The organism is Stakelama marina (assembly GCF_018122655.1).
Taxonomy (GTDB): Bacteria; Pseudomonadota; Alphaproteobacteria; order Sphingomonadales; family Sphingomonadaceae; genus Sphingomonas; species Sphingomonas marina.
Window position 1 is genome coordinate 653,507 of the sequence record NZ_JAGRQC010000002.1, and the last position, 21,091, is coordinate 674,597.

General features: G+C 62.7%; 22 protein-coding genes and 1 pseudogene. 18 read left to right on the forward strand and 5 right to left on the reverse strand.

Going from position 1 to position 21,091, the window contains the following annotated elements:
• Positions 1–215 precede the first annotated feature (215 nt).
• From J7S20_RS09580 to J7S20_RS09660, 17 genes are all read left to right on the forward strand, one after another.
• The gene (locus J7S20_RS09580; protein WP_284053997.1) at positions 216–842 is read left to right on the forward strand and encodes a helix-turn-helix domain-containing protein; all 627 of its coding nucleotides are present in this window, start codon (positions 216–218) and stop codon (positions 840–842) included.
• Complete coding sequence (locus J7S20_RS09585; RefSeq protein ID WP_133494263.1) at positions 835–2,052, forward strand: type II toxin-antitoxin system HipA family toxin; 1,218 nt, start codon at positions 835–837, stop codon at positions 2,050–2,052. Before J7S20_RS09580 ends, J7S20_RS09585 begins: the two co-directional genes overlap by 8 nt.
• Before the next feature lie 45 nt (positions 2,053–2,097).
• A complete protein-coding gene (locus tag J7S20_RS09590; RefSeq protein ID WP_284053998.1) occupies positions 2,098–3,027 on the forward strand; it encodes a HEPN domain-containing protein in 930 nt (309 codons plus the stop codon).
• Between the two features lie 145 nt (positions 3,028–3,172).
• Entirely contained in the window at positions 3,173–5,188 is a 2,016-nt protein-coding gene (locus tag J7S20_RS09595) for a conjugal transfer protein TraG (protein WP_284053999.1), read from the forward strand.
• A gap of 3 nt (positions 5,189–5,191) precedes the next feature.
• The gene (locus J7S20_RS09600; RefSeq protein WP_133494266.1) at positions 5,192–5,596 is read left to right on the forward strand and encodes a ribbon-helix-helix protein, CopG family; all 405 of its coding nucleotides are present in this window, start codon (positions 5,192–5,194) and stop codon (positions 5,594–5,596) included.
• A 44-nt stretch (positions 5,597–5,640) separates the two neighbouring features.
• Positions 5,641–6,594 carry a P-type conjugative transfer ATPase TrbB gene (gene trbB, locus J7S20_RS09605; RefSeq protein ID WP_284054057.1) on the forward strand — a complete coding sequence of 318 codons (954 nt, stop codon included), beginning with the start codon at positions 5,641–5,643 and terminating at the stop codon, positions 6,592–6,594.
• Positions 6,595–6,605: 11 nt separating this feature from the next.
• Complete coding sequence (locus J7S20_RS09610; protein WP_373287494.1) at positions 6,606–6,926, forward strand: TrbC/VirB2 family type IV secretion system protein; 321 nt, start codon at positions 6,606–6,608, stop codon at positions 6,924–6,926.
• On the forward strand, positions 6,923–7,198 hold the full coding sequence (locus J7S20_RS09615) for a VirB3 family type IV secretion system protein (protein ID WP_133494268.1): 276 nt from the start codon (positions 6,923–6,925) through the stop codon (positions 7,196–7,198). Before J7S20_RS09610 ends, J7S20_RS09615 begins: the two co-directional genes overlap by 4 nt.
• A complete protein-coding gene (gene trbE / locus J7S20_RS09620; protein WP_284054000.1) occupies positions 7,192–9,639 on the forward strand; it encodes a conjugal transfer protein TrbE in 2,448 nt (815 codons plus the stop codon). The genes J7S20_RS09615 and trbE overlap by 7 nt, the downstream gene beginning before the upstream one ends.
• Positions 9,640–9,643: 4 nt before the next feature.
• On the forward strand, positions 9,644–10,390 hold the full coding sequence (gene trbJ, locus J7S20_RS09625; protein WP_133494270.1) for a P-type conjugative transfer protein TrbJ: 747 nt from the start codon (positions 9,644–9,646) through the stop codon (positions 10,388–10,390).
• A 118-nt stretch (positions 10,391–10,508) separates the two neighbouring features.
• Positions 10,509–11,810 carry a P-type conjugative transfer protein TrbL gene (trbL, locus tag J7S20_RS09630; RefSeq protein ID WP_133494271.1) on the forward strand — a complete coding sequence of 434 codons (1,302 nt, stop codon included), beginning with the start codon at positions 10,509–10,511 and terminating at the stop codon, positions 11,808–11,810.
• Positions 11,811–11,813: 3 nt separating this feature from the next.
• Positions 11,814–12,578, forward strand: coding sequence for a conjugal transfer protein TrbF (gene trbF, locus J7S20_RS09635; protein WP_133494272.1), 765 nt, complete (start codon positions 11,814–11,816; stop codon positions 12,576–12,578).
• Positions 12,575–13,444, forward strand: a complete 870-nt coding sequence (trbG, locus tag J7S20_RS09640) for a P-type conjugative transfer protein TrbG (RefSeq protein ID WP_133494273.1) — start codon at positions 12,575–12,577, stop codon at positions 13,442–13,444. Before trbF ends, trbG begins: the two co-directional genes overlap by 4 nt.
• Positions 13,441–14,673 carry a TraB/TrbI/VirB10 family type IV secretion system protein gene (locus J7S20_RS09645; protein WP_133494274.1) on the forward strand — a complete coding sequence of 411 codons (1,233 nt, stop codon included), beginning with the start codon at positions 13,441–13,443 and terminating at the stop codon, positions 14,671–14,673. Before trbG ends, J7S20_RS09645 begins: the two co-directional genes overlap by 4 nt.
• A 1-nt stretch (position 14,674) precedes the next feature.
• A complete protein-coding gene (locus J7S20_RS09650; RefSeq protein WP_133494275.1) occupies positions 14,675–14,893 on the forward strand; it encodes a DUF2274 domain-containing protein in 219 nt (72 codons plus the stop codon).
• A complete protein-coding gene (locus tag J7S20_RS09655; RefSeq protein WP_133494276.1) occupies positions 14,890–15,108 on the forward strand; it encodes a helix-turn-helix domain-containing protein in 219 nt (72 codons plus the stop codon). Before J7S20_RS09650 ends, J7S20_RS09655 begins: the two co-directional genes overlap by 4 nt.
• Positions 15,109–15,396: 288 nt before the next feature.
• Positions 15,397–15,573: a hypothetical protein gene (locus J7S20_RS09660; RefSeq protein ID WP_162848763.1), complete on the forward strand. Its 177-nt coding sequence runs from the start codon at positions 15,397–15,399 to the stop codon at positions 15,571–15,573.
• A gap of 61 nt (positions 15,574–15,634) precedes the next feature.
• On the opposite strand, the gene J7S20_RS09665 is transcribed toward J7S20_RS09660, so the two are convergent.
• Both J7S20_RS09665 and J7S20_RS09670 read right to left on the reverse strand, forming a co-directional pair.
• Positions 15,635–17,557, reverse strand: coding sequence for an FTR1 family protein (locus J7S20_RS09665; protein ID WP_373287493.1), 1,923 nt, complete (start codon positions 17,555–17,557; stop codon positions 15,635–15,637).
• A 156-nt stretch (positions 17,558–17,713) separates the two neighbouring features.
• On the reverse strand, positions 17,714–18,352 hold the full coding sequence (locus tag J7S20_RS09670; protein ID WP_133494278.1) for a cation efflux transmembrane domain-containing protein: 639 nt from the start codon (positions 18,350–18,352) through the stop codon (positions 17,714–17,716).
• Here J7S20_RS09670 and J7S20_RS09675 point away from each other — a divergent pair.
• Positions 18,267–18,848 carry a MerR family transcriptional regulator gene (locus J7S20_RS09675; protein WP_313915009.1) on the forward strand — a complete coding sequence of 194 codons (582 nt, stop codon included), beginning with the start codon at positions 18,267–18,269 and terminating at the stop codon, positions 18,846–18,848. The genes J7S20_RS09670 and J7S20_RS09675 overlap by 86 nt on opposite strands.
• A 266-nt stretch (positions 18,849–19,114) precedes the next feature.
• Here the strand turns inward: J7S20_RS09675 and J7S20_RS09680 are convergent.
• From J7S20_RS09680 to J7S20_RS09690, 3 genes and pseudogenes are all read right to left on the reverse strand, one after another.
• Positions 19,115–19,436 (reverse strand): annotated as a pseudogene (locus tag J7S20_RS09680) (YnfA family protein).
• 19 nt (positions 19,437–19,455) lie between these two features.
• The gene (locus J7S20_RS09685) at positions 19,456–20,142 is read right to left on the reverse strand and encodes a ZIP family metal transporter (RefSeq protein WP_133494280.1); all 687 of its coding nucleotides are present in this window, start codon (positions 20,140–20,142) and stop codon (positions 19,456–19,458) included.
• A gap of 4 nt (positions 20,143–20,146) precedes the next feature.
• Positions 20,147–21,082 (reverse strand): cation diffusion facilitator family transporter, encoded by a 936-nt coding sequence (locus J7S20_RS09690; protein WP_133494281.1) that lies wholly within the window; start codon positions 21,080–21,082, stop codon positions 20,147–20,149.
• Positions 21,083–21,091: the final 9 nt, after the last annotated feature.

A 21,091-nucleotide genomic window follows, 5' to 3' on the forward strand; every position in this document is an offset into this window, starting at 1 on the left:
TAATTGGTTTCCGATCGTTCCCGATGTCCAGTCAGACACAGGAATATAGATATCCAATCGAAACAAACCTCTAGCGCTTAAGCCGCGATTGCGGTGACCATTCAGGATGATTATCGATCATATGCAATAATATATAATGCAGCAAGATTATGCTATATAGGCTTGCCACTCAGGGGGCGGGTTATATATTCAAGCATATGGATTGATAAAAACATATGTCAGAGCGGCTTAAAACTGAATTGCTGGTTACATTCGGCCATCGGCTGAGGCACGCGAGGCGGGAAAAGAGCCTGTCCCAGCGTGCACTTGGCGAACGCGTAGGACTTCCCCAGAGTCACATTTCGAAGATCGAACAGGGCGCGGTGGACCTTCAATTCTCGAGTCTCGCCGAACTTGCGCGTGCGCTTGATCTCGAACTCACCCTCGTCCCGCGCGCCGCGGTCGCCGCGCTTGAGGGGACGATCCAGGCAGCGACCGGACGCAACGCCGATCCAAGTGCCAGTCGGGCCAGGACGATCTTGGATGAACAAGCGCAGCTCTTGGCGGACCTCGAAAGCGCCTTTCCTGCGACCGACAAACTGTCGCGTTATGGACAGGCGATCGACGAGCTTCGGCAGCTGCATTTCGATACCCCGGCACTGAAGGCATTGCAGGAGGCTGTAGAACCCTCGCGTAAGCTCGCGCGGCTGCTGCATTCAAATGACAGCAGAGCGGACATCATGAAGGCGCTCGATCAGGCGACCGCAAGTCTGCGCGCGTTGCGAAACCACCGCGTTCACGCGCCTGTTCTCCCGTCGCCGCGCCAGCGTCCCGCCCACAGGCTGGAGGAAGACGATGACTGACGCCCGTGCCCTCGACATCTTCCTTTACGATCGCAGGATCGGAACGATCACGCTGCTCGACGGTGATCACAGTATCTTCACGTTCGACGAAGGCTATGTCGCGGACGAGGCGCGCGAAACGCTAAGCCTCTCCGTTCGAGACGAATATGGCGCGCTGATCACCGATACCCGTGCCTATCGGACGCGCGTCGCGCCGTTCTTTTCCAACCTGCTGCCCGAAGGTACGTTGCGCGACTATCTCGCTAAGCGGGCTGGCGTGAAGGCAAGCCGCGAATTCCAGTTGCTCGCCGAGCTCGGCACCGATCTTCCCGGCGCCATTCGCGCAGTGCCCGTCCAGCAGACCACAGCAGCCGGCGGAGGCGAATTCGCTGACAACGAAAGCCATGTCGCCGCGCCGCCCATATTTCGCTTCTCGCTGGCGGGGGTGCAGCTCAAATTCTCGGCATTGAAAAATCGCGGCAAGAATGGTGGCCTGACGATTCCGGCGCATGGCAATGGCGGTGACTGGATCGTCAAACTACCCTCCACGCGCTTTTCCGACGTTCCCGAGAATGAGTTCGCGTCGATGAGCCTGGCCCGGCACGTCGGCATCGAGGTGCCGGATATCGATCTCGTACCCGTCGCAAAAATCGAGGGGCTGCCCGAAGGGATCGGCGAGTTCGGCGACAATGCCTATGCCATCCGGCGCTTCGACCGGACCCCGCACGGTCCCGTCCATATCGAGGATTTCGCGCAGGTCTTTGGCGTCTACCCCGACGATAAATATGAAAATGCCAGCTACCGAAATATCCTGTCGGTGCTGGCGATCGAGACCGACGAAGCGAGCATCGAGCAGTTCGTGCGCCGTCTCACATTTAGCGTGCTCATCGGCAATGGCGACATGCATCTGAAGAATTGGTCGCTGGTATATCCCGACCGGCGAGCGCCGATCCTGTCGCCGGCTTATGACCTCTTATCGACCGTTCCCTATCTGGGCGACGAGGAAGCGGCGCTCAAGTTTCGCCGGTCCAAGGCGTGGGGATCCTACACCTATGACGAACTCGGCGCGATGGCCGACAAGGCGCGTCTCGCCACTCGCCCCGTCATCCGGGCCGCAAAAGACACGGTCGAACGGTTCGACGCGGCGTGGGCGTCGGAAAGGGACCATCTGCCACTATCGAGCAAGGTCATAGCAGCGATCGACCGCCATCGCGGACACCTCGTGATATGAATGACTCATCCGCTTTCCTTGTAGAAATCGCCGTCGCGCGCGAAGATGTCCGCGATGCGCACTAATCTCGACCATTTGCCGCCGACACAGCAAGGCGAGCTGGAACGCGTCACGCGGCATTTGATGGCCGAGTTCGCGACCGCGATCGCGCGCGCGACCCAGCCCTGGAAAAAGAACGGGAAGATTCTCAAGATCATCCTGTTCGGCAGCTATGCGCGCAGCGACTGGGTTGACGATCCGGACAGGGGCTATCAGTCGGACTTCGATCTGCTCGTGATCGTCAGCCATCCCGATCTGACCGACATCGCGGACTATTGGTATATCGCCGAGGATCTGATCCAGCGCGATTCCGCAATCGACCGTCCGGTCAATATCATCGTCCATACCCTCAACGAAGTGAACCAGGCGCTCAGTCGCGGCGAATATTTCTGGATCGATATCGCGCGCGACGGCATCGTGCTTTACGAGCTGCCCGGCAGCACGCTCGCGACACCCAAACCACTTACGCCTGCAGATGCATACGAAATGGGCGGAGCATATCTGTCGAAACAACTGCCAGCGGTTAATCGATGGCTGAAGCTAGCCCAAGTTTCGATGGAGGAAGGTGCCTCAGACACAGAATGGACCCGCAACGCCGCCTTCAATCTGCATCAAGCGACTGAAACCGCGTACGCCTGCTTCCTGCTCGTCCGCACGCTCTATTTCCCCCGGTCGCACAATATCAAGTTCCTGCGGTCGCTGGCCGAAGATAGCGAACCCCGGCTCGTCGCTGCCTGGCCCCGTGCGACCCGTCTCGAGCGGCGCCGGTTCGAACTGCTCAAGCGCGCTTATGTCGAAGCGCGTTATTCGGCGAATTTCACCATCGGCACCGAGGACCTCGAAATGTTGACGCGCTCGGTCCGCGATTTGCGCAATTTAGTCGCTGGCGTCTCACAGCAACGAATAGACGAACTTCGAACCGCCGCGGGCCTCTAACGCCTCTGACGGTGGCCGTTCCAATCAGCGCAACGAGCCATAGCGAGCTCTTCAAGGCCATTCGGCACCGTTCCGTTTCCATCGTCTCTGATCGAGTCTGAGGCCATCCGGTTCGACCGTCGTCGTTCCGTATGGGAGCTTCGACGTGACGCCCACCAAACTTCTTCTCGGTCAGATTCTCGTCGTTTTCGGGATCGTCCTCCTCGGTCTCTGGGCTTCGACCCAGTGGGTCGCAGCGGCGCTCGCCTATCAACCGGAATTGGGCGGCGCGTGGTTTCGCTTCGCTGGCACGCCGATCTACCGTCCCTGGGCGCTATTTCCGTGGTGGTATCATTTCAATGCCTATGCCCCGCGGATTTTCGATCGCGCCGGCATGTTCGCGGGTGCCAGCGGCTTTACCGGCTGCGGTGCCGCCATTTTCGGGTCGTTGTGGCGCGCACGCCAGTCTCGCAATGTCACCACTTATGGCTCGGCACGTTGGGCGACAACGCGCGAAATCAAACGGGCGGGCCTGCTACGCGATCAAGGCGTCATGCTTGGCCGTCTCGACGACCGCTATCTGCGTCATGACGGTCCCGAACATGTCATGGCCTTCGCCCCGACCCGTTCGGGCAAGGGCGTCGGCCTTGTCGTGCCCACCTTGCTGTCCTGGACCGGTTCGGCGGTCATTCACGATATCAAGGGCGAAAACTGGCAGCTGACGGCGGGTTGGCGGTCGCGCTTTTCGCATTGCCTGTTGTTCAACCCGACCGATCGCCGCTCGGCGCATTATAATCCGCTGCTCGAAGTGCGTCGCGGCGCCCAAGAAGTGCGCGACGTCCAGAACATCGCCGACATCCTCGTCGACCCCGAAGGCGCGCTCGAACGCCGCAGTCATTGGGAGAAGACCAGCCACGCGCTGCTCGTCGGCGCCATCCTCCACATTCTCTATGCCGAGGAAGAAAAGACGCTCGCCCGCGTCGCAACCTTTCTATCCGACCCCAAACGTAGCTTCGTCGCGACGCTTCGACAGATGATGGCAACCAATCATCTCGGCACCGAAAAGACCCCCTGCCCGCATCCGGTCGTCGCCTCGGCCGCGCGCGAACTTCTCAACAAGAGCGAAAATGAACGTTCGGGCGTGCTCTCGACCGCCATGTCGTTTCTCGGCCTGTACCGCGATCCGACCGTGGCCGCGGTGACCTCGCGTTGCGATTGGCGGATCGCCGATCTCGTCGAGGGCAAGCAGCCGCTTTCGCTCTACCTCGTCATCCCGCCCTCGGACATCAGCCGCACCAAGCCGCTGGTGCGCCTGGTGCTCAATCAGATCGGCAGGCGGCTAACCGAACGCCTCGATCAACCGACCGTCGCCGAACATCGACACAAGCTACTGATGATGTTGGATGAGTTTCCAGCACTCGGTCGGCTCGACTTCTTCGAGACCAGTCTCGCCTTCATGGCCGGTTACGGCATCCGCGCGTTCCTGATCGCGCAGAGCCTTAACCAGATAGAGAAGGCTTACGGCGAGCACAATTCGATCCTCGACAATTGTCATGTCCGGGTGGCGTTTGCGACCAATGACGAGCGCACGGCAAAACGCATTTCGGATGCGCTCGGCACGGCGACCGAGCAGCGCGCGATGCGTAATTATGCTGGTCACCGCCTCGCGCCGTGGCTCGCGCATGTCATGGTCAGCCGCCAGGAAACCGCGCGCCAGCTTCTGACCCCCGGCGAAATCATGCAGCTCCCGTCCGACGAGCAGCTTGTGCTCGTCGCCGGTCTCGCGCCGATTCGGGCGACCAAGCTGCGCTATTTCGCCGACGGCAATTTTGCCGCGCGCGTCACCGCACCACCCGTCCTGGCCAAGGGCCGCTATGGTGACCGTCCGGCTGACCGCCCGAATGTTTGGGCAGACGCAGTCCGCCTCGACGATCGCGATCGACCGGATGCCGAAGACGAGGCCTGCACTCGAGATGGCGGACGCGAGCAGCAGCGTCAGCCTGGGCTGCCCGAACACGCGCCTCGCGCGACAGAACCGCAAGAGCCGACCCTTGTGGCCGCTGAGGACGACGATCCCGCGCAGGACAATCGCGCCATGGATCAGGCGCGCAGCCTGAGCGCGGTCGCGCGGGGTTACGGGCTCAATCAGTCAAGCGACCACGATCTGGTGCCGGGGATCTGAGCGATGAAAATACGCCAGAACCTCTATATCGATCGAGAACTCGCCGAGGCGCTCCAGGCGCTCGCCGCGGGCGAGGCCGGCAACAAGTCACGGCTCGTCAATGACGCGATTCGTGATTGGCTTGAACGGCGCGGCGCAAAGGAGATTGACGATCTTCTGAAGCGCCGGCTCGACCGACTCGGTCGCGAGATCGGCCATACCCGCCGCGACATCGAAGTGCTGCTCGAAAGCCTGTCGCTGTTCATCCGCTACCAGCTGATGGTGACCGCGCCGCTTCCCGAAGGGGACGCCGCCGCGATCGCGGTCGGCCAGGCACGGTTCGACAAGTTCGTGTCCCAGGTGGCGCGCCAAATCGCCTCGGAGCATCGTACGCTCGGTGAAACATCCGATACCGGAAAAATCTCGTGAGCGGCGACACCTTCGATGCCGGTAGCGATGGCCGCCGCCGAACCATGCTGCGCACCGCGATGGGGCCGACAATCACCGCCGCCCTCACCGATCCGCTTGTCCTCGAAGTCATGGTCAACCCCGATGGAGAGCTGCGCCTCGATCGGCTTGGCGAAGGCCGCATCGGTACCGGCGTGCGCTACGATCCCGCTCAAATCGAACGAATCGTCCGATTGGTCGCCAGCCATGCTCGTACCGAGGTGAATGCTACGGCACCGATCGTATCGGCGGAACTTCCGCCGTTCGGTGACGGCGCCGGCGAGCGGTTCGAAGGCGTGTTGCCGCCGGTCAGTCTCGCGCCCTGCTTTTCGATCCGTAAGCCCGCGACCCGGCTCTATACGCTGATGGACTATGTGACCGATGGGATCATGTCGGCCGAAGTCGCGCGGTTGCTGAGCCTGGCTGTCGTCGATCGGCGTAATATCCTTGTCGCGGGCGGCACCAGTTCGGGTAAGACCACGCTCGCCAATGCGCTGCTTGCCGAAATGGCCCATCTCGACGAGCGCGTGATCCTGATCGAGGATACGCGCGAGCTCCAATCGCCCGCGGCCGATACCGTCGCGCTCAGGACTCGCGCTGGTGCGGTGTCGATGGCCGATCTTGTCCGCTCGACACTGAGGCTGCGGCCCGACCGCATCATCGTCGGCGAAGTGCGGGGCCCCGAAGCGCTCGATATGCTCAAGGCTTGGAATACCGGCCATCCCGGCGGCATCGCGACGGTTCATGCGAACGGCGCCGGTGCAGCGCTTTTCCGGCTCGAGCAGCTCGTCCAGGAAGCCGTGGTCACCGTGCCCCAGCGACTGATCGCTGATGCGATCGATCTGATCGTGTTCATTTCCGGCCGGGGAACCGCGCGCCGGGTCGAGACGCTCGCGCGCGTCGCCGGTCTCGATCCGGACGGCGGCTACGCCGTGCTCGACATCACCCCCCTCACACCCCCCGACAGTCAAGGAGACTGACCATGTACCCGATGCGCCTTCGTCGCCGCGCGGCTTGCTTTATCGCCGCCGCGTTTCTCTCAGCCACGACCTCGACCACCGCCTGGGCGAGCGGTTCGGGCATGCCTTGGGAACAGCCGCTTCAGCAGGTGCTGGAATCGGTGCAGGGGCCGGTCGCGAAGATTGTCGCGGTGATCATCATCATCGTCACCGGATTGACGCTTGCGTTCGGCGAGACGGCGGGTGGATTTCGCCGTCTCATCCAAATCATCTTCGGCCTGTCGATCGCCTTTGCCGCGTCGAGCTTCTTTCTTTCCTTCTTCAGCTTTGGCGGCGGGGCGCTGGTCGCATGACCTCGATTTCGTCCCACCATATCGAGGGTTTCGAAGTGCCCATCCATGGCAGTCTCGGCTCGCCGATCCTGCTCGGCGGTGCGCCGCGCGGGCTTGCGATCGTCAACGGAACGCTTGCCGCCGCTGTCGGTCTTGGCCTCCAGCAATGGATCGCCGGCCTCGCACTATGGGCCGTCGGGCACAGCCTTGCGGTGTTCGCTGCGCGCCACGATCCCGACTTCGCGCCCGTGCTGATCCGCCATCTGCGCCAGAAGGGCTATCTGGCATGTTAGCGCTCCATGAATATCGCCAGCGCGCTGACCGGCTGTCCGACCACTTGCCATGGGCAGCGTTGGTCGCGCCGGGCGTCGTCCTCAACAAGGACGGCAGCTTTCAGCGAAGCTTTACGTTTCGCGGTCCCGATCTCGAAAGCGCGACCGAGGCTGAACTGGTGTCCGCATCCGCGCGCGCCAATAACGTGCTCAAGCGGTTCGGGACGGGCTGGGCGCTGTTCTTCGAAGCAGTCCGCCGTGAAGCACTAGATTATCCGGTCAGCCGCTTCCCCGATCCTGTCTCCTGGCTCGTCGATGCCGAACGTCGCGCCGCCTTCGAAGCCGAGGGTCGGCACTTCGAGAGCCGGTATTTTGGAACCCTGGTCTGGATGCCGCCCGCCGACAGCAGCGATGCCGCCGGACGCGCGCTGGTGGAGCGCGATAGTCGGCAAGAGGGCCGCGACTGGCACGCCAGCCTTGCAAGCTTTGCAGCGAAAACCGATCGTGCGCTCGATTTGCTCGCGGGCTTCATGCCCGATGTTCATCCGCTGGATGACACCGAGACCCTGACCTATCTCCATGCGACCATATCGACGCGCCCGCACGTCGTGCGCGCGCCAGACACGCCGGTTTACCTCGATGCGATCCTCGCCGATACTCCGCTGACCGGGGGTCTCGAGCCGATGCTCGGGACCGCGCATTTGCGCACCCTGACGATCCTCGGCTTTCCAAATACCAGCCGGCCCGGCCTTCTCGACGCGCTCAATGCCACCGATTTCTCCTATCGTTGGATGACGCGCTTCATCGCGCTCGACAAGGCCGATGCGACCAAGATCCTCACCCGCCTTCGTCGTCAGTGGTTCAACAAGCGCAAGTCGATCACTGCGCTCCTGCGTGAAGTGCTCTACAGTCAGCCGGCGCAATTGCTCGACAGCGACGCCGACAACAAGGTGGCTGACGCCGACCTGGCGCTCCAATCGCTTGGCGGCGACCATGTCGCGTTCGGGTATCTGACCACCACTATCACGGTTACCGACACGGACCGCGTCCGGGTCGACGACAAGCTCCGCGCCGTCGAGCGGATCGTCAACGGGCTGGGCTTTACCAGCATGCGCGAGGGCGTGAACGCGGTCGAGGCATGGCTTTCATCCCTGCCTGGCCAAAGTTACGCCAATGTCCGTCAGCCGCTGATTCATACGCTCAATCTCGCTCACCTGATGCCGCTCTCGTCCGTTTGGGCCGGCCCGGTGAAGAACGATCATCTTGACGGTGCGCCGCTACTGTACGCCCAAACCAGCGGCACGACGCCGTTTCGGCTTTCGACCCATGTCGGCGATGTCGGCCATATGCTCGTCGTCGGTCCGACCGGCGCGGGCAAATCCGTACTGCTCGCGATGATCGCGCTGCAATTCCGTCGCTACGCCAATGCCCGGATCATTGTGTTCGACATGGGGTTTTCGGCGCGCGCCGCGGTGCTAGCGATGGGAGGGAGTCACCATTCCCTTGGTCCTCGGCCGGAGCATGGCGATGGCGGAGGGCTCAGCTTCCAGCCGCTGCGCGATATCGATGACGTCGATGAACGCAGCTGGGCGGCGGAGTGGGTCGCGGCCCTGGTGACCCACGAACAGGTCAATCTTACCCCCGATATCAAGGAGCTGATCTGGTCGGCGCTCGGCAACCTTGCGAGCGCGCCACGCGAAGAACGCACCCTTACCGGGCTTAGTCTGTTGCTCCAGTCGAACGCGCTCAGGACCGCGCTTGCGCCCTATACGCTCGATGGGGCTTATGGCGGGCTGCTCGACGCCGACGACGAGCGGCTCGCCTTTGCCGATGTGCAATGCTTCGAGACCGAGGCGCTTATGCTGCGCAAAGGCGTCGTCGCGCCCGTCCTCACCTATCTGTTCCACCGCATCGAAAAGCGCTTCGATGGTCGCCCGACCCTGTTGCTGCTCGACGAAGCCTGGAGTCTGCTCGACGATCCCCTGTTCGCCGCGCGAATTCGTGAATGGCTCAAGACGCTCAGAAAGAAAAACGTCTCGGTTCTGTTCGCGACGCAGAGTCTCGCCGACATTACCCACAGCGCGATCGCACCGGCCATTATCGAAAGCTGTCCGCAGCGCATCTTCCTGCCGAATGATCGTGCGATCGAGCCACAAAGCCGCGCTGCCTATGAACGTTTTGGCCTCAACGAGCGCCAGGTCGAACTGATCAGCCGATCGACGCCCAAGCGGCATTATTATCTGCAATCAGCGCGCGGCAACCGCCTGTTCGAACTCGGTCTCGGCCCCATCGCGCTCGCGCTGTGTGGCGCGGCCGATCCCGCGACGCAGGCGCAGATCGACGCGCTCATCGCCAATGGCGGGCAGGACGGCTTGGCCGCCCGCTTCCTCACCGCCTCCGGTCTGTCCTGGGCGGCAGATCTGCTCGCGGAATTTCCCGACACCTCATCAGCACAGGAGTAAGACAATGTCCTTCGACGCCCGCAAATATTTCGTTTCGTCTGCCCTCACGCTCGGCACTTTGGTGTCGTTCGGCGTCGCGCTCACTCTCCCCGCGACGCCCGCCGCGGCGCAATTTACCGTGTTCGATCCGAGCAACTACAGTCAAAATTTGCTTACGGCGGCACGCACCCTCCAGCAAATCAACAACCAGATCCAGTCGCTGCAAAATGAAGCGTCGATGCTCCTCAATCAGGCGAAGAATCTTCGCCGCGTTGATTTTCCCGAGGTAGAGACGCTCAACCGGACGCTCCAGCAAATCGACCAATTGATGGGCGAGGCAAAGGGCGTTGGATTTCGGGTTGATGGCCTCGACCGGCAATTTCGTCGGCTCTTTCCAAGAGACTTTGATCAGGCGCTGTCGAGCGATGAGCGTGTGATCGCGGCGCGCACCCGGCTCGGCACCGCGATGGACGCCTATCACGAGACGATGACGGTTCAGGCGCAGGTCGTCGAAAACGTCGCCTCGGACGCCGCGACCCTGCGCACGCTTATCGCGCGTAGCCAAGGCGCCGAAGGCGCGCTTCAGGTTCAACAGGCGACCAATCAGCTGCTTGCGCTCACCGCCAAGCAACAGCTTCAGCTCCAGAATATGATGGCGGCACAATATCGCGCTCAAGCGGTCGAGGCGGCGCGACGCGCGCAAGCCGAAAGCGACGCCCGCGCGACCACGAAACGCTTTCTCGGCTCCGGCTCGGCCTACACGCCCCAATAGGCTTGAGTCCGAGAGGTGACGGCGGATTCGCCCTCCGTCCGTCACCGTCGCGGGGCGCGTACGCTCCCCCGCGCGCCCCGCGACCTTCTCTTCTCCACGGCCACCAGGATCATCATCCGTGAACGACCTGAACGTCCTCGACCGCTTCATGAATGCCTTTATCCGCTACATCGACAGCGGATTCGGCCTGCTGGGTCCGGACATCGGCTTTCTGACCACGACGCTGATCGCGATCGACATCACGCTTGCAGGATTGTTCTGGGCGATGGGCGGCGAGCAGGACGTCATCGGCCGGTTCCTGCGCAAGATCCTCTATATCGGCGCTTTCGCCTTCATCCTGAACCGTTTCGCGACGCTGGCCGACATCATTTTCAGGTCGTTCGCGCAAGCGGGGCTGACGGCCGGTGGCGGGACGCTCTCCGCTGACGACCTGCTCAAACCGGGGCGCCTCGCGGCAACCGGCTTTTCAGCGGCGTGGCCGTTGCTCGACCAGGCCGCAAAGTTGATGGGCTTCACCAGCTTTTTCGACAATTTTCTGACGATCGCGGTGCTGCTGTTCGCCTGGATCATCGTCATCATCGCCTTCTTCATCCTCTCGGTGCAGATGTTCGTCACCATCATCGAGTTCAAACTGACGAGTCTCGCCGGTTTCATCCTCGTGCCATTCGCACTTTGGGGGCGGACCAGTTTCCTCGCCGAGCGTGTGCTGGGAAATGTCGTCTCGTCGGGGATCAAGGTGATGGTGCTCGCCGTGATCGTCGGCATCGGCTCGAACTTTTTCAGCGAGTTCACCGGCGCGCTTCAGGGCCAGGAACCCGATATCGGTCAAGCGATGAGCCTCGTGCTCGCCAGCTTGTCGCTCTTCGGTCTCGGCATCTTCGGCCCCGGCATCGCTTCGGGCCTCGTCGCGGGAGCGCCGCAACTTGGCGCTGGCGCGGCCCTCGGTTCGACAATTGGCGCCGCCGGCGTGGTAGCGCTTGGCGGTGGTGCCGCCATCGGCGCGGCACGGCTTGCAGGTGGTGCGGCGGTCGGCGCGGTTCGGGCCGGGACGGCAATGGGTTCGGCCGCTTCGACGGCTTATACGCTCGGTCAGGAAGGTTCAGGTTCATCGAGCATCGCTTCGGGCATGGGTGGCGTCGCCCGTGCCGCCGGGGGCGCGGCGCGGCAGCGTGCCGGCCAAGCCTTCGGACTCCGGCAAGCCTCCGAGTCGGGTCGCGCCGCTGCCTGGTCAGCCCTCAACGCTGGTGGGTCAGGCCAGCCAACGACAAGTGGCGCGACTGGCGGCGCGCCCGGCTGGGCACGCGACCTTCGCCGCCAGCAGAACGCCCGTCATCACCGCCATGTCGCGCTCCAGACGCTGCGTGAAGGCGACCGCGGCGGCAGCGGCGCCACCCCGGACATCAAGGAAAAGGAGGATTGAACGATGCGCTTTAAACGCAGTGTCCAGCGCTACGGACATACACCCGAGCCCGCAACGCCCTATCAACGTGCTGGCCAAATTTGGGATGAGCGGATCGGCTCGGCCCGTCTTCAGGCAAGAAACTGGCGGATCATGGCGTTCGGCGGCTTGCTGCTGACGGCCGGCATGTCGAGCGCGCTCGTCTGGCAGTCGCTTCAAAGCCACATCGTTCCCTATGTCGTGGAAGTCGATCATCTCGGCGAAGCGCGATCGGTCAGTCCAGCCAACCGCGACTATCGTCCGGACGATCCCGAAATCGCCTGGCACCTTTCGCGGTTCATCGAACAGATACGCTCGGTCTCGCTCGATCCCGTGCTCATGCGTCAGAACTGGCTTTCGGCCTATGCGTTCGTCACCAAACGCGGCGCGCGCTATCTCGATTCCTATGCGCGTGCCAGCGATCCGTTCGCGTCGATTGGCGAGCGGACGATCTCGGTTCAGGTGACCAGCGTGGTGCGCGCATCGGACCAGTCATTCCAGATCAAATGGACACAGACCGCGTTTGAGCGGGGTACGCAAGTCGGCGTCTCGCATTGGACCGGCATCGTGAGCGTGGTCCACCACGCTCCCGCTTCTGCCGAGATACTGCGTCGCAACCCGCTCGGCATTTACATCGATAGCATCGACTGGAGTCGCGAGCTCGATCCCGCTGTCACCGCGCCTGCCGCAGCCACCGTGAATGGCGGCGACACTGTCCTTCCCTCTTCTTCTCCGGAGATCCAGCCATGACCGCGTATCGCTATACGACAATTTTGCCGATCCTCCTCGCTCCAACGCTTGCCGTCCCTGTATCGGCGGCGCCAATCCAGGCCCTTGGCCGGCACCAGACCGAAGCGAGTCCGCCCGACGCGGTTCGAATAGCGACAACGGCGGCGACGGTCGAACCGGTCAGTGGCGACTTCGTCAATGCGGGCGCGGTTTACGCCTATAGTGATGACGCCGTGTATCGGCTCTATGCCGCCCCCGAGCATGTCACCGACATCGCCCTGCAGGCGGGCGAGGCGCTTGTCGCGGTCGCGAGCGGGGACACGGTCAGATGGGTGATCGGCGACACAAGCAGCGGCGCGGGACCTGATCGGCGCGTTCATGTTCTCGTAAAGCCAATCGCCCCGAAATTATCGACCAATTTGGTTATCACGACCGATCGGCGGACCTATCATCTTGCGCTTACCAGCAGCGATGGCGCGGCGATGTCCGCGCTCTCCTGGCGCTACCCGCAAGACGCGCTGCTGGCCGTCAAGCGCGCTCGCGAGACCGCCGAAGCGGCGGCGCCAGTCGCAACCGGTCTCGATGTCGAACAGCTTCATTTCGGGTATCGCATCAGCGGCGATCATCCGGCGTGGCGTCCAGTACGTGCCTTTGACGATGGACGGCAGACCTTCATCGAATTTCCGGCATCGATCGGCGTCGGCGAAGCGCCACCGCTGTTTCTCGTTGACGGCGACAAGACCATCAGCCTTGTCAATTATCGCGTCAAAGGGCGGTTTTACATCGTCGATCGGCTGTTTGATATCGCCGAGCTGCGGCTCGGCACGAAACATCAAAAGACCGTTCAAATTGCGCGAACCGCCCCAGTGGCGCGGAGCGGATTATGACCGAACCCGCCGCACATGTTCAATCTGAGTCAACTCAGGGGCCGAAGACATCCGCCCAGACGAAGGAGAATCCCGAAACGCTCGTTCTGCGAGCACAGCCTAGCCGCGCGATCCGTTTTCGGCGCAGCATCGTCATCCTGATCGCAGCCACCGCCATCGTCGGCGTCGTCGCAGCGGCCTGGTACTCGCTCAAGCCCCAGGCATTGCATCTTATCTCAACGCCGAGCGATGGCAGCGAGCCCGCCAGGCTTCCCGCCGGAAGCTTCGGCAACCTGCCGACCAGCTACGCTGACGCGCCCAAACTCGGGCCGCCGCTTCCGGGAGACCTCGGTCAGCCCATTCTCGATCATCAGCGTGCTCAGAATATGCTTCCTGCGAACGGGCAAAGCGGACCGGCCGATACGCGGAATTCCAAGCACGAGCGGGTCTTGGCCGAGATTGATAGCGCGCGAAGGTCTGCCTTGATGATTCGATCCGCAAACGAAGGACACGATCAATCACCCAAGCCGGCGACGGCGTCCGATATGTCCACGCCATCCCCACAAATTCCCACAGGCTCGAGTGCCGGGCGCTTTCCGAATGCGTCGCCGCACAAGGTCGAATTCATGGCCTCACTCGACACCAAGGGTGACGTGAACCCGCATGAGATCGAGCCAGCGGCATCGCCCTACATATTATCGGCCGGAAGCGTCATTCCAGCCAGCCTCATCACCGGATTGCGATCCGATCTTCCCGGGGTTGTGATCGCCCAGGTCACCGAGCGCGTCTACGACAGCCCGACGGGACGCATTCTTCTAATCCCACAAGGCGCGCGCCTCATCGGCAGCTATGACAGTGTTGTCGCCTTTGGTCAGCGGCGCGCATTGATCGTCTGGCAACGCATCATCTTTCCCGATGGACGGTCGCTTCGCATGGATAATGTGCCGGCAACCGATCCCGCAGGCTATGCCGGCCTTGCCGACAAAGTCGATTTCCACACCTGGACGCTGCTCAAGGGCGCTGCCGTATCGACACTCCTGGGTATCGGTTCCAATCTGACATTTACGGGCGAAAGTGACCTCGTCCAGGCAATACGTGAGTCGACGCAGCAAAACGCATCGCGCGCCGGCGATCAACTCATTTCGCGCGATCTTCGCATTCAACCGACCATCACGATCCGTCCGGGAACACCCGTTCGACTGGTCGTGCATCACGATCTGATCCTGCCACCACGATCCAAGGAGAATTGAGATGCCCGACCTGAAACTTGCAAAATTGCCTGAGCGAAAGCCGGTCAAGATGACCATCAACCTGGCCCCGGATCTACATCAGGCGCTAACCGAATACGCCGCCGTCTACGAGGCAGTCTATGGCCGGGCCGAGCCGGTCGGTAACCTCGTTCCCTATATGCTCACCAGTTTTCTCGAGAGCGATCGAGGCTTCGCAAAAGCGCGGCGGGCAAAATCATGAGTGGATCAATTGATTCAAGCTGCGTGCCTGACCGAGACCGGCTCGATACGCCCATTTGCGTCCGCGCCGATCGAGCGGCACAGATGCTGGGTATCGGCAAAACAAAACTATACGAGCTGATTGGCTCGGGTGAGCTGGAACTGGTTCATATCGGCCGTCGCAGCTTGATCCTAAAGTCAAGTATTGATGACTTTGTTGCTCGCCTGCGCGCCTAATAGCACGGACTAACGCAAGCCATTCCGCACCTGCATCCTCGCGAAGCGATTGCGCTCGCGCATGGCAATTCATCCGCTATTCTGACTGCGGGCTCTGAGGTAGTAACCGCCACGACGCGCGCCGTAGAAGCCCGCTTGCGGCCCCACTACGTCGTCCGCCGGACGTCGAGGACTTTGTCGGAATCGGTCCGTATCGGTTGGACATTGCCCAGACGGCGCTGGGCATCGCGTAGACTTTCGCGTTGGGCGGACACGCGATGCGCAAAGGTCTCTGGTCGCTGAACTCAAATGGCCGAGACCGATCTTGCTATTGCGGTTGCCGGTACCGACGTCTTCGCCAATATTCCAATCATCGTCGCGGGCTTGGTCACCATCGTGTGGCGGTCTGTCTATCCCGATCTCATCATCGGCGTCATAAATGCCGACGCCGCCAAAGGAATCTGGCAGGCGCCGATGGCGGAATAGCCAGACCGCGCTGCGATACCCTGAACTTGTGGTCGCGCGGTTCGCACGTGGCAGCCACCATTTACGCGGCGGTTTGCGGCCGCTTTTGCCGGTCGTTCAGGACGAATCCAATCACGATCGCGACCAGCGCGACAATCTGCGCCAGCACCGATTGCCACGTTGGAAACACTCCGAGCATTGAGATTCGCGGCATTTCGGCGAGCGGCGCGATATCAATCCAACCGGCCTCCTGAAGCGCGGCGACACCCTTGCCGGCCAGCACCACCGTAAGGATCGCCATCAGCCATGCGCTGTAGCGGAAGAAGGTGCCGATCGGCAGCGAGCGACTGTAGCGCAGCATCGCCCAAGCGATCAGCGCAAGCACGCCGATGGCGGCGCCCGCGCCGAGCAGCATCACCGCGCCGTTACCCTGCGCCCAAAGAGCCGCATAGAAGAGGATCGTCTCGAACACCTCGCGGTAGACAACGACAAAAGCCAGCGCGAACAGAAACCAGCCGGATTGGCGATTGAGCGCACCTGAAAGTTTTTTGCGGATATAGCGCTGCCACTGGTCGGCGTGGCTCTTGCCGTGCATCCAGATCCCGACGGACAGCAGAACCACCGCAGCCAGGAGCGAGCCCAGCCCTTCGGTCAGCTCGCGGCTCGCGCCGCTGATGCCGATCGCGTAGGTGGCCACCGCCCAGGTCGCGCCGCCGGCGGCGAGAGCGGATATCCAGCCGCCATGCACATAACGAAGGGCATCGACCCGCTCCGCCTTGCGAAGAAAGGCAAGCATGGCGACAACGATGAGCAGAGCTTCCAGGCCTTCGCGCAGGAGAATGGTGAACGCTCCGAGAAAGGTCGAAACGGCGCTTGACGCTTGCGGGGACAGTGCAGCCGACGCATCGTCGAGCAGCGTTTCGATCGCCGCGGCCCGTGACGCCAGCTCGCCGGACGAGATTCCGTCGCCGATGCCGGCGCGGAACGCCCCCATGCGGGTCTCGATATTCGCCATCAGGCCGGCGTCCTTGGCGCTCAAAAGCGGCTCGATGGGTTCGAACCCGTCAAGATACGCGGAAAGCGCCAGCGCCTTCGCCTTTTTCGCGTCACCGGCGCGATATGCTGCCAAACTCGCATCGAGCTTCGTCCGAGTGACCGCGATGGAGTCGCCGGCTCCCCCTGTCGAGGCGCGCGCCACCGCCTCCGGGTGCATGCGCAGATAGGCCATCACGACGTCGGCTTTTTGCTGGCCGATCGCCTCGCCCAGCGCGGCGGGCGTCGTCGTAACCAGCGCTTTCAGGTCGGGAATGCGCGATCGGATGGCAGCCTCGTTTCGCCAGAGCGCCTTGCCGCGCTGAACATCGGCTTCGGAAAAAGCGAATTCACCCGCCCGAAACGCCAGCGCCCAGCGATCGCCGGGCGGCAAATCGCGAAAGCTCTGCATCGCCGTTCCGTCGATGCCTTGTGTGATCACCTGCTCGAGCGCGGCAAGGCTTCGTTTGCGAGCGCGGCCGGCATCGGTAAAGGCGATCGGCGGCGTATCCAGAGCAGCGGCGTTGGGTCCCTTGCCATTGCCGCTGGCGCCGTGACAGGCGGCGCAGTTGTCGGCGAACAACCGGTCGCCACGCGCGACATCCGGTGGCGTCTCGGGCGCGATCGCGACCGGGTATGCGGCGAGAAGCGCCTTTGACAGCGCATGGGCAGTCGCGGCGATCCGGTCGCCACCTTCCTTCGCCTTGACCTGACGCTGTAGGGCCCCCGCCTGCTGCACAAGCGCGCTACGGCCGGGTCGGCTGGGTAAATCGCCGATCGTGCTCACGATGGTGGCCGCGAATTCGGTCATTTCGGCATATTCGCCGCGGCTAACGATCTTGCCGTTGCGCACCGCCCCGTCATAGTCGACCGCCATATAGTCGAGCAGCTTCCAGGTCGTTGTCACCTTACCGGCAGTTCCGGCGTCTACCGTCTGCGCCGAGGCAGCGCCGCCAACCATCACCAGCATCATCGCCGTCAGAAGCGCCAGCAAGAGCCGTTGCGTCGCTGTGCTGCGGTAGGCGAGACGCGATGTCGGATGCGATTCCCGGAAGTTCATAGCGCGCGCAATAATCCCTGAAGCCGCTATAGGGTCAAGGCTATTGCAACGCATTCTTACTTTCAGATTTCAGATCGAGACGGATTCCCGTGCCGATCGCGCCTCGGACAGGTCGCGCATCGCGTGGCGCAGAATCTGCCATCCGCCCGATATGCCGAGTGCTGCCATGATCGCGGCGACGATGAGATCGGGCCATGCCGTGCCGGTCCCGAACACGCCGGCTGCGGCTGCCACAACCGCGATGTTGCCGATGGCGTCGTTGCGCGAGCAAATCCAAACCGATCGCCGGTTGGCATCGCCGTCGCGATAGCGGAACAGCATGACTGCCACGCCACCATTCGCGACAAGGGCGATGATCCCGACCACGCCCATCATATCGGCGTGCGGCACCGATCCATGCCATGCCGCGATCGCTGTCGAAACCAGGACAGACATTCCCAGGAGCGCAAGCGTTGCACCCTTGGCGACCGCCGCTCGCGCTCTCCAGGCAAGTGCCGAACCTGCGACGCCCAGACTGATCGCGTAATTGGCCGAATCGCCGAGAAAATCGAGCGCGTCGGCGCGTAGCGCCTGAGATCCCGAAACAAGGCCGACGACAATCTCGCCTGCAAACATTGCCGCGTTGACCGCGAGCGCGATCCACAGCGCGCGCCGCCAATGGGGATCATTGGCCGGCGCCTCCTCGGACGAGCAATCACAACATGGCATCGCGGTCTCCGTGCGGAGTGGAAAAATCAAACATGAACGCCATATGCTCCCTGAAGTCGCTACAGGGTCAAGGGATCGGCACATGCGCATTGGCGAACTCGCGCGCCGCACCGGCGTTCGCGTTGAAACCATCCGCTGGTATGAGAAGAGCGGGCTGCTCGAGAAGCCGGCGCGGAACGCCGGCAACTACCGCGACTATGACGCGGCCGCGCTCGCTCGGCTGAGCTTTATCAAGCGCGGGCGCGATCTCGGCTTTTCGCTGGAGCAGATCACCGAATTGATGGCGCTGACACGCAACGCCCGCGCCGATTGCGAACGCGTCGACGCCATCGCGCGTCAGCACCTTGCGGAAGTCGAGCGTAAGATCGTCGACCTTTCGTCGCTGCGGCGCGAACTGAGCGGGTTGGTGAATTCCTGCACAGGCGGGGCAATCGGCGAATGCGACATCCTGCAGGCTTTGGCGCCCGAAGGTCCGCCGTCCCGGAGCGAAGGGTGAAGATGGCATCGCGGCAAGAGGCGTGAGACGTCCCCTCATCATTGTTCTGCTCGCCGCCAGCATCGGCGCACTGGGGTGCTTGCTGCCGATGTCAGAGATGCTCCGCGCGCAGTTACAGCGGCTCGGTTTGACCGCCACGCCTTCTTCGACCACCGTTTGGCTGTTGTGGACGACGGGCTGGTGGCGCGGCCTGCGGATGATAGCCGCTTTGCGCGATCAGCGAAGAAGGGCGTCCGGTCGCCTATAAGCCATTTCGGTCATTCCGCTCAGGCCGACCGCGGGGCGAAGAGGATGACGGCCGAGTCCGCGAGGCACACCGCGGCGGGATATCCCAGCGGTCGGGGGGCGTCTTCTCGACAATCCACATCCAGCCGATCGCCGCCATGATATAGACACCACCATAGGCTGCAAAAGCGCGCCCGGCCTGTCCGTGTCGACGAGTGTCAACAACCATGCAAAAAGCGCGAGCGACGCAATGCCGGGCAGAACCCAGAGCGAAGACCAGTCGAGCCGAAGCCACGCCCAGAAGGCGAAGCAGCCGGCGATTTCCGCGAAAGCCGCACCGACATAAGCGAGATAGCTGGCCATGCTCCTTTTTGGCAAAGCCTTACCCGCGCATCAATTCCTCGATGACCAGAATGGCAAGAAATCCGAGGAAAAACATGCCCGTCGCGACCGGCGTCTCGGGCTTTTCATGCGCCTCGACCAGCAGTTCCTCGGTGACGAGATAGAGAAGCGCCATCAGACCGAAGGCATAGCAGCCGGTGCGAAATGCTTCGGGTAGCGCAGCAATCGGCTGGCCGAGCAGCGCGCCAATGGGAAGCGCCAGGCCGACAAGCATGGTCATCAACACCGCGCGTCCACGCGAAAGCGTCTCGGCGAATGCCCCGACCAGCGTCAAGCCGAGGAACAGCACCTCCAGCGTCAATGCGATGGTGAGCAGCATGCCCTGCCGCGCCCCCACGACGAAGCCCAGTCCGAGCACCAATCCGTCGATGGCGAGGTCGAGGCCGGTGGCCACAGCGAGCCCGGTCGCCCCCTCGGTGCGGCTGCTATATGCCTTGAGCAGCAGCATCGCCGCGATACCCGTAAGTGCGCCGACGATGACCGCGAGCAGCGAGCCGCCATGTTTGACGTCGGGCAAAATCTCACCCGCGGCCGCCGCGAATACCACGCCCGCTGCGAGATGCTGGACGGCGCTGCGAAGCAGGGGTCCGGCATTGAAGCGAAGCGTCGTCAGGGCGCCGATCGCAAGCGCGGCAAGGGGAATGAGCGTGTAGGTGAGCGCCTGCACGATGCTACACCACGTCCGCCGGCTCGAGCGCGCACGCCTTGGGATCGCGCTCGATCTGGAGCGTGGTGTGGTCGATACCGAAATGCTCGTGCAGGTCGGCGGCAACGTCGTGGAGAAACGCATCGCGGTCGTGTTCGGCGGGCACGACCAGATGTGCGGTCAATGCGGTGTCGGTGGTGCTCATCGCCCAGATGTGCAGGTCGTGTACCGCCGTCACGCAGTCGATCTGCGCCAGATGCTCCTCCACCGCCTTCGCATCGATCCCCGACGGCACGGCGTTGAGCGACATGGCGAATGCCTCCCGCAACAGCCCCCAAGTGCTCCAGACGATAACCGCGACGATCAAGAGGCTGGTGACCGGGTCGAGCCAATTCCACCCGGTATAGCGGATGGCGAGCCCGGCGAGCACCACGCCCGCCGACACGGCCGCATCGGCCGCCATGTGCAGGAACGCGCCCTGGATGTTAATGTCGCCCTTGCGGCCGCGCATGAACATCAGCGCGGTGCCGGTGTTGATCGCGATGCCGATCGCGGCGACGATCATCACCGTATTACCGGCGACCGGCTCGGGATCGGAAAAGCGCAGCACCGCCTGCCAGGCGATCGCGCCCGCTGCCAGCATCAGGAACACGCCATTGGCGAGCGCTGCGAGAATCGAGCTGCCCTGCAGGCCGTAAGTATAGCGCCAGGTCGGCGCCTTCTTCGCGACGAGCACGGCCACCCAGGCGATGACGAGCCCGAAAACGTCGCTCAGATTGTGACCGGCGTCTGCGAGAAGCGCCAGTGAATTGGATAGAATGCCATAGGCGGCCTCGATCACCACGAATATGACGTTCAGGCCGATGCCGACCGCGAACGCCGTGCCGAAACTCGCCGGAGCATGGCCGTGCCCGGCGTGCGAATGGCCGTGATCATGTCCGTGGTGGTGATGACCGCCCATGGTCCTTTC